Genomic DNA, 13,823 nt, shown 5'->3' with positions numbered 1-13,823 from the left:
ATGATGCAAACCCTAAAAGCTAAACTTGAACAGGATTTTTCAGAAGCCTTGCTGGACTGTGAGCTGGTTCGAGATGAAATCACTTTGCATGTGGCTGCAGAGCACCTTATCAACGTTTGCACAACACTACGCGACGACTATCAATTTGAGCAATTGATGGATTTGGCGGGAGTGGATTACTCAGAGTACGGTGGTAGCAGTTGGGAAACGAAACAATCAACAGAGTTTGGCTTTAGCCGGGCTGTAGATGGATTGGGTCATGCAGAACCGGTGACGGATGGTTATCGCTTTGCTGTGGTTTATCAGTTGCAGTCAATCAAACATAACCAACGCTTACGACTAAAAGTCAGACTGGCTGCCGAACAACCCCTCGTCGACAGCGTAACAAGTGTCTGGGCGTGTGCAGATTGGTATGAACGTGAAGCCTTTGATATGTTTGGTATTTTATTTGAAGGTCATCCTGATTTACGTCGCATTTTGACCGACTACGGCTTCGTCGGCCACCCGTTTCGCAAAGACTTCCCACTTATTGGCAATGTTGAGATGCGTTACGATGAAGACAAGAAACGCGTGGTGTATGAACCGGTCAGCATTGAACCAAGAACCCTGGTACCCAGGGTGATTCGTGACGATAACCGTTATCTCAGGGATGAGAAATAATGGCTGAGATAAAAAATTTCACACTGAACTTTGGTCCACAACATCCGGCTGCGCATGGTGTGCTTCGCCTTATTCTGGAAATGGATGGCGAAGTCATTGTCAGAGCGGATCCGCATGTTGGTCTGTTGCATCGGGGTACCGAAAAACTGGCTGAATCCAAGCCGTTTAATCAAAGCATCGGTTATATGGACCGTCTCGATTATGTATCGATGATGTGTAACGAACATGCCTATGTGATGGCTATCGAAAAACTGATTGGTATCGATGTGCCCATCAGAGCGCAATACATCCGCGTCATGTTTGATGAGATTACCCGGGTGTTAAATCATTTGATGTGGCTGGGAGCGCATGGCCTTGATATTGGTGCGATGACCGTTTTTCTTTATTGTTTTCGTGAACGTGAAGATTTGATGGATTGTTACGAGGCGGTATCTGGGGCAAGAATGCATGCCACCTATTACCGTCCCGGCGGCGTTTACCGCGATTTACCCGATAAGATGCCTCAATATCAAACATCTAAATGGCACAACGAAAAAGAGATAAAGAAAAAGAATCAAAACCGAGAAGGCAGTCTGCTGGACTTTATTGAAGACTTCACACAACGATTTCCTCATTGTGTCGACGAATACGAGACGTTATTAACCGACAACCGTATCTGGAAACAACGCACTGTCGGTATTGGCGTGGTCAGTCCGGATCGAGCCTTGCAACTTGGTTTTTCAGGGCCAATGTTACGAGGTTCAGGTATTGAATGGGATTTACGCCGTAAACAGCCTTATGAAGTTTACGACCAATTGGACTTTGACATTCCGATAGGTAAGGAGGGCGACTGTTACGATCGTTATTTAGTCCGCGTAGCCGAGATGCGTGAGTCTAACCGCATTATCAAACAATGTGTGGATTGGCTTAAAGCGAATCCGGGGCCTGTGATCGTTGACGATACTAAAGTCGCTCCACCCAAACGCAGTACGATGAAAAATGATATGGAAGCCTTGATCCATCATTTCAAATTATTTACTGAAGGTTATTGTGTCCCTGAAGGTGAAGTCTACAGTGCGATTGAACATCCCAAAGGCGAGTTTGGTATTTATATGATTTCGGATGGGGCCAATAAGCCTTATCGTGTAAAAATTCGCGCGCCAGGGTTCCCGCATCTGGCAGCTATGGATGAAATGGCAAAAGGGCATATGCTGGCGGATGTGGTTGCCATTATCGGTACGATGGATATTGTGTTTGGTGAGATTGACCGATGACAGAAATGGTATTAACCGGACCTAAACAGACTTTATTTACTGAGCAGTTGCGTGCTGAGTTGGATAAGTGGATAGCCAAATACCCGATAGGCCGGGCTCAGTCGGCAGTCATTCCATGTTTACATATTCTGCAAGAAGCCAATGGTGGCTGGCTTTCCAGAGCCATTATGGATGCGTTGGCGGAATACTTATCCATGTCAAACATCAGTGTCTACGAGGTAGCTACCTTTTACAGCATGTTTGAAATGGAGCCGGTTGGTAAACACAAGATCAGCCTGTGTACCAATATCTCTTGTATGTTGTGCGGATCAGAAGAAATTCTCGAACATTTGCAGCGACGCTTATCCATTAAGCCAGGGGAAACAACAGAAGATGGTTTGTTCACGCTAAAAGAAGTGGAGTGTCTTGGGGCTTGTGTCGGTGCACCAATGCTGTTGATGGATAAGCAATATCATGAGTATCTCACCAAAGAAAAAATTGATGCTTTAATTGATGGGGTTCAGTCATGAAGCTGGATCAAGTCTGCTTTCGTACCAGCCATCTGTCTCCATCGTGGACCTTGGAAGCCTATCGTCAGGTAGGTGGTTATCAGGTGCTTGAAAATATCTTGAGTAATAAACTCAAACCTGAATCTATCATCGAACAGATTAAAAACTCGGCATTACGTGGCCGTGGTGGCGCCGGTTTCCCTACCGGGTTGAAATGGAGCTTCATGCCCAGACGTTTGCCCGGTGATAAATATATTGTCTGTAATTCTGATGAAGGTGAGCCCGGCACCTGTAAAGACCGTGACATTCTCAGGTTTAATCCACACCAGGTGATAGAAGGCATGATTATCGCCGGTTACACCATCGGTGCCCAAACGGGTTACAACTACATTCGTGGTGAATTTTATGAGCCAATAGAACGCTTTGAAGCGGCATTGGAAGAAGCCAGAGAGGCAGGTTATCTAGGTAAGGATATTCTGGATAGTGGCTTTAATTTTCAGTTGCATACACATATCGGTGCTGGCGCTTATATTTGTGGGGAAGAAACCGCCTTACTCGAATCACTGGAAGGCAAAAAAGGTCAGCCTCGTTATAAACCCCCTTTTCCTGCCGGTTATGGCTTATATGGCAGGCCGACCACGATTAACAATACTGAAAGTCTGGCGTCTATACCCGTGATTTTGCAGCATGGTGCTGACTGGTTTCATGACTTGGGAACACCGAATAATGGTGGCAGCAAAATTTTCTGTATGACCGGCCATGTCAATAAACCCGGTAACTATGAAGTACCGCTCGGTACTCCCTTTGCTGAGTTATTGGAATTAGCCGGTGGCGTCAGACATGGCCATCAATTAAAGGCAGTGATTCCTGGTGGCTCATCCACGCCTGTGGTGCCCGCTGATATCATGATGGGACTGGATATGAGCTATGACGGCATTGCAAAAGCACGTTCAATGCTGGGTGCTGGCTCGGTGATTGTCATGGATGATTCAACTTGTATGGTAAAGGCCTTACAGCGTATTGCTTATTTTTATTATGAGGAGTCGTGCGGTCAGTGTACGCCATGTCGGGAAGGTACTGGCTGGTTATATCGGGTCGTGAAACGGATTGAAGAAGGCCAGGGCAGACAAGAAGATTTAGATCGGCTGGTGGATGTTGCTGAGAATATTAATGGCAATACGATTTGCGCCTTGGGTGATGCTGCCGCGGCCCCGGTTGTCAGTTTCATCAAACATTTTCGTGATGAATTTCAATACCACATCGATCACGGTCGGTGTATGGATAACACAGCGTGAAGGCTGAGTAGACATGGTTAATATCGAAATTGACGGTATTCCGCTGAAAGTGGATTCAACAAAAATGATTATTCAGGCTGCTGATGAGGCGGGCATTGATATTCCGCGTTTTTGTTATCACAAAAAGCTGTCGATAGCGGCGAACTGCCGTATGTGCCTTGTCGAAGTCGATAAGTCCCGTAAAGCGCTACCAGCCTGCGCGACTCCCGTTACGGAAGGCATGAAGGTGTTTACTCATTCCAAAGTCGCGGTCAATGCTCAACGCAGTGTAATGGAATTTTTGCTGATTAATCATCCGCTGGATTGCCCTATCTGTGATCAGGGTGGTGAATGCGAGTTGCAAGATCTTTCCATGGGTTATGGCGAAGGTATCAGTCGCTTTACAGAAGGCAAACGTGTTGTCAAAGACAAGGATATCGGACCTTTGATTCGTACCGATATGACACGTTGCATTCATTGCACTCGTTGCGTTCGCTTTGGTGTGGAAATCGCCGGCGTTAAAGAGCTTGGGGCAACTGGGCGCGGCGAACATATGGAAATCGGTACCTATGTCGAGCACAGTCTGGTTTCAGAGCTATCCGGCAATATTATCGATCTGTGCCCTGTGGGTGCTTTAACCTCAAAACCGTTTCGTTATAAAGCCCGTGCCTGGGAAATGAAAGCCCATCCTTCTATCGCGCCTCATGATGCCATTGGTTCCAATATTGAGCTGCATGTCAGACAAAATGATGTGATGCGTGTGGTGCCAAGAGATAACGAGTCTATCAATGAGGCCTGGTTATCAGATAGAGACAGGTTCTCTTATCAAGGTTTGGCACATTCAAAGCGACTGACTGATCCGATGATTAAGGTGGAGGGTGACTGGCAGGTGGTTGACTGGCAAACCGTGCTGGAAACAGCGGTAAAAGGTTTGCAAACCGTTATTAACAAGCATGGAGCAGAAGAGGTGGGTGGCTTAATTTCCCCCACAACGACCCTGGAAGAAGCGTTTCTTTTTCAGAAATGGCTGCGGGGGTTAGGTGTTGATAATATTGACCATCGCCTGCGTCAGCAGGATTTTTCAGATCATCCAGAACAGTACTATCTGGATAATTGGACATTGGTAGAAGTGCAGGAAAGTGATGCTGTTGTCTTGATTGGCAGCAATATCCGGGCTGAACAACCTATCCTTGCTCATCGTATAAGACAAGCGGCCTTGGCTGGAGCGTCAGTAACTAATATCAACTTTTTCCTGACTGATATGCTGATGCCGGTTGAGTATGAAATGGCTGTTGATATCAATGCGATGCTCACAACATTAGCCGGTGTTGCCAAAGTATTATCGTCAATTGCCAATGACACTGACGATGAATGGCAGGCTTTATATCCGGAACGTACGCCCAGCGCGTTTGAGCAAAATGTGGCAATGCAATTATCCAATGCCACTAATGCAACACTTATTGTGGGAGATTTAGCCAATCAGCATCCCAATGCAGCGAAAATTCGTGCTCTAGTGCAGAAGATTGCCGAGTTATCTGGCAGCCGTTGTGTTGTGATGCCATCAGCCAATAGTCAGGCTCATTTGATTGCCAATACGCTACCCGGTGATGCAGCTAAGAATAGTCTGCAAATGTGGCAACAGAGTCTGCGAGCTTATGTACTGATGGACTTTGATGCATTACAGGATACTGCGGTGCCAGCAATAGCCAAACAGGCATTAAAACGCGCTAGTTTTGTGGTGGGGCTGCATAGTTTTGACAGTGAATTTTTAAGACAAACGGCCGATGTGATTTTACCCACGGCCTGTTTTACTGAAACATCAGGCACGTTTGTCGGAATGGATAAACAATGGCAGCAGTTTGCTGGTGCTGTTGCACCTAGAGGCGATAGTCGACCAGGTTGGAAAGTTCTGCGTGTACTGGGCAATGTCAGCCAAATACAAGGATTTGACTATGTTTCGTCACAAGATGTTGTGGATGAGATTCGACAAAGCCAGGCCGATATGCAGGCTAAGACGATCTCACCTTATATCCCTGATTCATTGACGGCAGAATCAGAGTTGATGATGATTTCTGAAGTGCCAATGTATCGGACTGATGTTTTACTAAGACACAGTGACGCATTACAAAAAACGCCTGAAACTCAGCGTGCCCAGTTTGCCCGTATCAACAGAAAAGAAGCAGAAAAATGGGGTTTGAACCATCAAACGCCGTTGACACTGACACAAGAAGACAAAGTGGTACGCTTACCATTAGAGATTGATGACAATATTGCAGATGGCTGCGTGTATGTCGCCGCCACTACAGATGCGGCTAACCGCTTAGTCAGCTTATTTGGTCAGGTCTCTGTTTCTCAAAGTGAGGCAGCCACATGATCGATATGTTTTTACAGGATATCTTGCCGAATCTGCTGAAGATCTTATTAATTATTGTGCCTTTAATGCTGTCAGTCGCTTATCTGACTTACGCCGAGCGTAAAGTGATTGGTTATATACAAACGCGGATTGGTCCTAACAGAGTCGGTCCCTGGGGATTATTACAACCGATAGCAGATGGCCTGAAACTGCTACTTAAAGAAGTGATTTTTCCGGCAAAATCCAATTTATATTTGTTTCTGATAGCGCCAGTTTTGGCGATTGGCCCAGCGTTGGCGGCCTGGGCGGTAATGCCGTTTGATGATGGCATGGTGTTGGCTGACATTGATGCCGGTCTTCTGTACATCTTAGCGATCACCTCAATGAGTGTATATGGCGTGGTGGTGGCAGGTTGGGCATCTAATTCTCGTTATGCCTTTTTAGGCGCATTACGCAGCGCGGCACAAGTGGTGTCGTATGAAATTGCTATGGGATTTGCTTTGGTCGGTGTACTCATTGCGGCTGGCAGTCTGAATCTTGGTGAGATTGTGCTGGCTCAGCAAGGTGGCTTCTGGCACTGGTATTTCATACCGCTGTTTCCGTTGTTTATTGTTTATTTTATCTCCGGGGTGGCAGAAACCAACCGTGCTCCGTTTGATATTGCTGAAGGGGAATCTGAAATCGTCGCCGGTTTCCATGTGGAATATTCCGGGATGGCGTTTGCTATTTTTTTCCTCGCTGAATACGCCGATATGATTTTGATTTCCATGCTGGCTGCGACGCTATTTATGGGCGGCTGGTTATCACCGTTTGATGGTATCCCTGTGTTGGAAACGGCTTTTGCATGGGTGCCAGGTTTAGTGTGGTTATTAGCAAAAACAGCCATATTCTTGTTTATGTATCTGTGGTTTCGAGCAACATTTCCGCGTTATCGTTATGACCAGATTATGCGTTTGGGCTGGAAAATATTTATCCCGGTGACACTTGTTTGGTTGGTGATTGTGTCGACGGCTCAAGTGCTTGATATCGGGCCTTGGTTCACAGAAAGTGCAGTATTAACTGCGGGAGGGGGATGATGTCAGGTCTCCGTCATTTTTTTAAGAGTTTTTTATTGTGGGAGCTTATTCAGGGACTTCGTTTAACTGGGCGTTATTTATTTGCTGGTAAGGTGACGGTTCAATACCCTGAAGAAAAAACACCTCAGTCACCCCGGTTCAGAGGACTTCATGCATTAAGGCGTTACCCGAACGGGGAGGAACGCTGTATTGGCTGTAAATTATGTGAGGCTGTCTGTCCGGCATTAGCCATTACTATCGAAACCGAGCCCAGGGATGACGGCAGTCGTCGCACCACACGTTACGATATTGATTTGTTTAAATGTATTTATTGTGGGTTTTGTGAAGAGTCCTGTCCGGTCGATTCCATTGTCGAAACTCGTCATTTTGAGTTTCACTTTGAAAATCGAGGCGAACAAATTATGACTAAAGATAAATTACTGGCAATAGGGGATAAATATGAGCCAGAGATTGCTGCTGATCGTGCGGCTGATGCACCATATCGTTAGGATGACTGACTAGTGGAAAGCATTATCTTTTATACCTTTGCGGCTATTTTATTGTTTGCTGCAACGATGGTGATAACAGTACGTAACCCTGTGCGGGCAGCGTTATTTCTGGTGTTGGCCTTTTTCACCAGTGCTGGTATCTGGCTAATGCTAGAAGCAGAGTTCCTTGCCATTAGTCTGGTCCTTGTCTATGTGGGGGCGGTCTTGGTGCTGTTTCTCTTTGTCGTGATGATGCTGGATATTGATCTGGCTCCACTCAAAGAAGGTTTCACACGTTATTTACCACTCGGCATTATTGTGGCGGCGTTGATTGTGGTAGAGATGATTGCTGTATTGAATACCCCACAATTTAATATTAGCGCCGCCGCAGCGACTGATGCCAGCAATACCAAAATGTTGGGACGTTTGCTGTATACCGTCTATGTGTATCCGTTTGAAATTGCCTCTGTCATTTTAACGGTTGCCATTGTGGCGGCCATCACACTGACATTGCGTGAACACCACCGTAAATTGCAGGATCCGGCTAAACAGGTGACAGTTAAATCGACAGATCGGCTCAGAATGGTGGATCTTCGGCAAAAACAGGAAGGAGAGAGGAGAAAGCCATGATTGTGTTATCTGACTATCTTATTCTCGCTGCCATATTGTTCAGCTTGTCTTTAGCGGGCATTTTTTTGAATCGTAAAAACATCATTATTTTATTGATGTGTATTGAATTGATGCTGTTAGCGGTAAATCTTAACTTTATTGCTTTTTCGCACTTTCTGGGAGACCCCGCCGGTCAGGTATTTGTCTTCTTTATTTTAACGGTGGCAGCAGCGGAAGCGGCTATTGGTCTGGCCATTTTGGTGGTTTTATTCCGTAATCTCAGCACCATTAATGTGTCTGACCTGGATAGGTTAAAGGGGTAACGAATGCCACAGAGCTTGCTGCTTGCCATTGTCATCGCGCCTTTGTTTGGCAGTATCGCTGCAGGTTTGTTTGGTCGCCATTTGGGACGAAGCTGGACGCATCGGATTACTATTTTTTCTGTAGGCGTTGCTTTCTTTTTATCTGCCTGGGTACTGAAACTTGTTACTGTTGATGGGCTGACTTATAACGGTATGGTTTATCAATGGTTACAGGCTGGTTCTTTGCAGCTTGAAGTCGGTTTTATGATTGATAGCTTAAGTGCTGTGATGATGACCGTGGTGACCTTTGTTTCGCTGATGGTGCATATCTACACCATTGGTTATATGCACGATGACGATGGTTATTGTCGTTTCTTTAGTTATATTTCGTTGTTTACCTTTGCCATGCTGATGCTGGTGATGGCGAATAACTTTATGCAGCTATTTTTTGGTTGGGAAGCCGTAGGGCTGGTGTCCTACCTGTTAATTGGTTTTTGGTATAAAAAACCGACGGCGATTTACGCCAATCTTAAGGCTTTTCTGGTCAATAGAGTCGGGGATTTTGGCTTTTTACTAGGCATTGCTGCGGTACTGATGTATGCCGGGAGTCTGGATTATGTGACTGTCTTCCAACAAGCGCCATATATGGCAGAAGAAACCATCAGCCTGTTTCCTGATGTGACATGGTCGGTAATGACACTGACCTGCATATTATTATTTATCGGTGCTATGGGTAAGTCTGCACAAGTACCATTACATGTTTGGTTGCCAGATTCGATGGAAGGGCCGACGCCTATTTCAGCACTGATCCATGCGGCGACCATGGTGACGGCCGGTATTTTCATGGTGGCGCGTATGTCACCTTTGTTTGAGCTTTCTGAAACAGCATTGTCATTTGTACTGATTATTGGCGCCATTACTGCCTTTTTTATGGGGCTGCTGGGGTTAGTTCAAAACGATATTAAGCGTGTTATCGCTTATTCGACCTTGTCACAATTAGGTTATATGACGGTGGCATTAGGCGTGTCAGCCTATGCCGCTGGTGTATTCCATCTGTTGACGCATGCTTTTTTCAAAGCCTTACTTTTCTTGGCGGCAGGTTCGGTGATTATCGCTATGCATCATGAGCAGGATATGCGCAAGATGGGCGGGCTGAAAAAGTATATGCCGATAACTTACTGGACCAGCCTGATTGGTTCCTTAGCGTTGATCGGTTTCCCTGGTTTTGCCGGCTTCTTTTCTAAAGATGCCATCATTGAGGCTGTCCATGCTTCGAATATACCCGGTCATAGCTTTGCCTATTTTTCTGTGTTATCGGGCGTATTAATCACATCCCTTTATAGTTTCCGCCTGTTTTTTATGGTGTTCCATGGTAAGCCACGATTTAACACTGAGCACGGACATCAGCCTAAGGAGTCTCCATGGGTGGTCACCTTGCCATTGATACTGCTGGCAATCCCTTCGGTTATTGCTGGTTACTGGATCGGTAGCGTGGTCTACGGTGAGTTTTTTGCGGATGCTATTTATGTGGCAGCAACTCATGAAATTCTAGCTGAGCAGGCAACAGAATTTCATGGTGTGTTGAGCTTTATATTGCACGGGCTCACGGCGGCTCCGTTCTGGTTGGCCATGGCGGGTATCGTGATAGCTTGGTTTTTATATTTACGGCGACCTGATTTACCGGCTGTTTTACAGAATAAAGGTCAGTTTATTTATCGAATCCTGATCAATAAATATGGTTTTGATGACTTTAATCAGACGGTGATTGCTGGTGGCTCCCGTCAACTAGGCCAGCTTTTATGGCGAGTTGGTGATCGTATTCTGATTGATGGTGCCCTGGTGAATGGTTCAGCCAAGACGGTGGCATGGTGTTCACGTTTAGCCAGACAGATACAGACTGGCTATTTGTATCACTATGCCTTTGCAATGATTATTGGTGTGGGCCTGTTACTCACCTTTTTTGTAGCATGACAGGGACGGAATAGAAAACCATGCTGACACAACTCCCATTGTTAAGTCTGATTATCTGGTTACCCATTGCTGCAGGCTTGTTATGCCTGTTTTTGAATGATCGGGAATGCCTGAGTAAATGGCTCGCGGTGGGGACAGCGTCACTGACTATTTTATTATCCATCGCTCTGTATATCGGTTTTGACAATACCTCATATCAAATGCAGTTTGAGGAGTTGCATCCCTGGATTGCGACGTTTGCCATTAATTATCATCTTGGTATTGATGGGTTTTCTTTACCGTTAATCATTTTAACAACGATTTCGACATTGCTGGTTGTAGTGGCAGGCTGGCGTGTCATTGAATATCGCTTAAATCATTACCTGGCTGCCTTTTTGATTATGGAAGGTTTGATGCTGGCGGTATTTTCAGCATTGGATGCCATATTGTTTTATGTGTTTTTTGAAGCCATGCTGATTCCATTGTTTTTGATTATCGGCATCTGGGGTGGGCCGAATCGCGTTTATGCCACGATCAAATTCTTTTTGTATACGTTTTTTGGTTCGGTGTTTTTATTAATTGCTCTGCTGTATTTGCATCACGTTGCAGGCAGTTTTTCATTGCTGGATTATCATGCGGTCACTTTATCCATGACCGAGCAAACCTGGCTGTTTTTTGCCTTTTTGATTGCATTTGCAGTCAAAGTACCGATGTGGCCAGTGCATACCTGGTTACCAGATGCACATGTTGAAGCCCCTACCGGCGGTTCAGTCATTTTGGCGGCTATTACCTTAAAGATTGGCGGTTATGGTTTTATCCGATTCGCCTTACCTATTACACCGGATGCCAGTATGGTTTTTGACTGGTTATTGATTACCTTGTCATTGATTGCTGTGGTTTATATTGGCTTTGTGGCACTGGTACAGTCGGACCTGAAAAAATTAATTGCCTATTCGAGTATTGCTCATATGGGCTTTGTGACGCTGGGCTTATTTATTGTTTTCAGAATATTTTTTAACTCAGCAACAGGTAGTGGGGCAGTGCTGGCGGTGGAAGGGGCCATGGTGCAGATGGTGTCACATGGCTTTATTTCCGCAGCGATGTTTTTGGCTGTCGGTGTATTGTATGACCGGATGCATACCCGTGAAATTAGTGCCTATGGTGGGGTTATTAATACCATGCCGACATTCACGGCATTTGCGGTATTTTTTGCCATGGCAAATGCCGGTCTACCAGGCACATCAGGTTTTGTGGGTGAGTTTATGGTGATTCTGGCTGCTTTTCAGGCGAATTTCTGGTTTGCTTTTCTGGCAGCGACAACCTTAATTCTTGGTGCAGCCTATACCTTGTGGATGGTGAAACGAGTCTTTTTTGGTGAAGTGGCAAATCAACACGTTGCTGAACTGGAAGATATTAATACCCGTGAATTTATGCTGTTAGCGAGTTTAGCGGTGATTGTTTTAGTGTTAGGTCTCTGGCCTGATCCATTGTTAGACGTGATGCACGCTTCTGTTGAAAATTTATTAACACAAGTGTCTCAATCCAAGCTCTAAAAGGACAATTGATAATGAACTACCAAGTGCCAAATATGTTGTTTGCATTACCTGAAATGGTCATGCTGGCAATGGCTTGTGTTGTCTTATTATTTGTTGCTTTTACCGGCAGTAGAAAAGTGAGTTGGGTCTATGGGCTCAGCCAGTTAAGTTTACTTGCTGTACTGATTATCCTGGTTTCTTCCTGGGGCGAAGCCGGAAAGACCTTTTCCGACACTTATGTTAAAGATGGCCTGAGTGATGTATTAAAAATAGCCATCTGTCTGGTGAATATGTGTGTCTTGTTATATTCCGTTGAATATTTACGGGTACGCCAATTACTTCAAGGCGAGTTTTATGTTTTAGCCTTGTTCGCCACGCTGGGTATGTTGATTATGGTGTCGGCGAATCACTTTCTGACTTTGTATTTAGGGCTGGAGTTATTGTCCTTGTGTCTTTATGCCATGGTAGCAATGCATCGTGATTCGGCGATTGCGACTGAAGCTGCGATGAAATATTTCATCCTCGGTGCGATTGCTTCGGGAATGTTGTTATATGGCATGTCTATTATCTATGGCATTACAGGAAGTTTGATGTTGCAGGATATTGCTACAGCTGTGTATTCATCGTCCAGCAATGACACAATCCTAAGCTTTGCACTGGTTTTTATTATTATTGGTATCGGCTTTAAGTTTGGCGCGGTGCCGTTTCATATGTGGTTACCGGATGTTTATCATGGTGCACCGACAGCGATGACGCTTTTTATTGCTGCCGCACCTAAAATTGCTGCTTTTGCTTTGTTGATTCGATTATTAGTCGATGGACTGATAGACTTACAAAGCTATTGGCAACCGATGATGATGTTGATGGCTGTTTTATCGATGATAATCGGTAATGTTGTGGCTATCGCTCAGACCAATATTAAACGCATGCTGGCGTATTCTACGATTTCTCATGTCGGTTTTTTATTGATGGGTGTACTTGCCGGTACGGAAGCAGGTTATGCCGCTTCGATGTTTTATACCTTGGTATATGCCCTCATGACATTAGGCAGTTTTGGTGTGATTCTGTTGATGAGCCGTTACGGCTTTGAAGCAGATAATATTGATGACTTTAAAGGACTGAGCAAACAACATCCGTGGTTGGCTTTGTTAATGCTGATTTTGATGTTTTCAATGGCAGGAATACCACCATTAGCAGGTTTTTATGCCAAATTAGGTGTAGTTAAAGCGGTGGTAGATGCAGATATGTTAGCCGTTGCGTTGGTTGCGGTGGTGATGTCAGTGATTGGTGCTTTTTATTATTTACGTGTCATAAAAGTCATGTATTTTGATGATGCCGAACACCATCATGAAGCGAATACCTCAGGTTCAGCTGGTTTTGTATTGAGCATTAATACTTTATTGGTGCTAGCACTGGGGATATTTCCAGGATTATTAATGTCGGTTTGTTCTACCGTTTTTTCTTAGGAAACAACATGTCTATTTGGCTTATGTTAGGGCTGTTTTTTATATTGGCAAATCTACCGTGGATAGGCGAACGTGTATTTTTTGTTTATGCACTGGAACAAAAATCCAACTGGATACGGTTACTTGAATTAGTCGTGTATTTTTTTATCAGCCTGCTTATCGGTATTGCTTTTGAAATCCGCTTTTCCGGAGATGTTTACTCACAAGGTTGGGAATTTTTTGTGACAGTGTTGAGTTTGTTTTTGGTGCTGTCGGTACCAGGGGTTGTATATCGTTATCAATGGGTACCGATGCAACACAGGTTTAAATAGCCTTTATAGATTCCGCAAATGATTTAACATCACGCTGTCATTACCTGATAGTAGATTTATTGAATGGCGACATAGCAGT

General features: G+C 44.9%; 13 protein-coding genes. All 13 read left to right on the top strand.

Annotated elements, in window-relative coordinates; translation table 11 throughout:
* Genes QQL60_RS08430 through QQL60_RS08370 form a run of 13 tightly spaced genes read left to right on the top strand, consistent with a single transcriptional unit; the run spans position 1 to position 13,744 of the window.
* Positions 1 to 660 (top strand): NADH-quinone oxidoreductase subunit C, encoded by a 660-nt coding sequence (locus QQL60_RS08430; protein WP_284723034.1) that lies wholly within the window; start codon positions 1 to 3, stop codon positions 658 to 660.
* Positions 660 to 1,913: an NADH-quinone oxidoreductase subunit D gene (locus QQL60_RS08425; RefSeq protein WP_284723033.1), complete on the top strand. Its 1,254-nt coding sequence runs from the start codon at positions 660 to 662 to the stop codon at positions 1,911 to 1,913. Before QQL60_RS08430 ends, QQL60_RS08425 begins: the two co-directional genes overlap by 1 nt.
* The gene (gene nuoE / locus QQL60_RS08420; RefSeq protein WP_284723032.1) at positions 1,910 to 2,422 is read left to right on the top strand and encodes an NADH-quinone oxidoreductase subunit NuoE; all 513 of its coding nucleotides are present in this window, start codon (positions 1,910 to 1,912) and stop codon (positions 2,420 to 2,422) included. Before QQL60_RS08425 ends, nuoE begins: the two co-directional genes overlap by 4 nt.
* Positions 2,419 to 3,696 (top strand): NADH-quinone oxidoreductase subunit NuoF, encoded by a 1,278-nt coding sequence (nuoF, locus tag QQL60_RS08415; protein WP_284450662.1) that lies wholly within the window; start codon positions 2,419 to 2,421, stop codon positions 3,694 to 3,696. The genes nuoE and nuoF overlap by 4 nt, the downstream gene beginning before the upstream one ends.
* Before the next feature lie 13 nt (positions 3,697 to 3,709).
* The gene (gene nuoG / locus QQL60_RS08410; protein ID WP_284723031.1) at positions 3,710 to 6,049 is read left to right on the top strand and encodes an NADH-quinone oxidoreductase subunit NuoG; all 2,340 of its coding nucleotides are present in this window, start codon (positions 3,710 to 3,712) and stop codon (positions 6,047 to 6,049) included.
* A complete protein-coding gene (gene nuoH, locus QQL60_RS08405) occupies positions 6,046 to 7,104 on the top strand; it encodes an NADH-quinone oxidoreductase subunit NuoH (RefSeq protein ID WP_273180004.1) in 1,059 nt (352 codons plus the stop codon). Before nuoG ends, nuoH begins: the two co-directional genes overlap by 4 nt.
* Positions 7,101 to 7,592, top strand: a complete 492-nt coding sequence (nuoI, locus tag QQL60_RS08400) for an NADH-quinone oxidoreductase subunit NuoI (RefSeq protein WP_007146553.1) — start codon at positions 7,101 to 7,103, stop codon at positions 7,590 to 7,592. The genes nuoH and nuoI overlap by 4 nt, the downstream gene beginning before the upstream one ends.
* Positions 7,593 to 7,604: 12 nt before the next feature.
* Positions 7,605 to 8,201 (top strand): NADH-quinone oxidoreductase subunit J, encoded by a 597-nt coding sequence (locus QQL60_RS08395; protein ID WP_284723030.1) that lies wholly within the window; start codon positions 7,605 to 7,607, stop codon positions 8,199 to 8,201.
* The gene (gene nuoK / locus QQL60_RS08390) at positions 8,198 to 8,503 is read left to right on the top strand and encodes an NADH-quinone oxidoreductase subunit NuoK (protein ID WP_091712823.1); all 306 of its coding nucleotides are present in this window, start codon (positions 8,198 to 8,200) and stop codon (positions 8,501 to 8,503) included. The genes QQL60_RS08395 and nuoK overlap by 4 nt, the downstream gene beginning before the upstream one ends.
* A gap of 3 nt (positions 8,504 to 8,506) precedes the next feature.
* Positions 8,507 to 10,453: an NADH-quinone oxidoreductase subunit L gene (gene nuoL / locus QQL60_RS08385; protein WP_284723029.1), complete on the top strand. Its 1,947-nt coding sequence runs from the start codon at positions 8,507 to 8,509 to the stop codon at positions 10,451 to 10,453.
* Positions 10,454 to 10,473: 20 nt separating this feature from the next.
* A complete protein-coding gene (locus tag QQL60_RS08380) occupies positions 10,474 to 11,985 on the top strand; it encodes an NADH-quinone oxidoreductase subunit M (protein WP_007146549.1) in 1,512 nt (503 codons plus the stop codon).
* A 14-nt stretch (positions 11,986 to 11,999) separates the two neighbouring features.
* On the top strand, positions 12,000 to 13,433 hold the full coding sequence (gene nuoN / locus QQL60_RS08375; protein ID WP_284723028.1) for an NADH-quinone oxidoreductase subunit NuoN: 1,434 nt from the start codon (positions 12,000 to 12,002) through the stop codon (positions 13,431 to 13,433).
* Positions 13,434 to 13,441: 8 nt separating this feature from the next.
* Positions 13,442 to 13,744 (top strand): DUF2818 family protein, encoded by a 303-nt coding sequence (locus tag QQL60_RS08370; RefSeq protein ID WP_007146547.1) that lies wholly within the window; start codon positions 13,442 to 13,444, stop codon positions 13,742 to 13,744.
* Positions 13,745 to 13,823: the final 79 nt, after the last annotated feature.

Origin of the sequence: Methylophaga thalassica (assembly GCF_030159795.1) — a bacterium.
Taxonomy (GTDB): Bacteria; Pseudomonadota; Gammaproteobacteria; order Nitrosococcales; family Methylophagaceae; genus Methylophaga; species Methylophaga thalassica.
The sequence above is the reverse complement of the archived record's forward strand: the minus strand, read 5'-3'. Positions and strand labels throughout refer to the sequence as shown.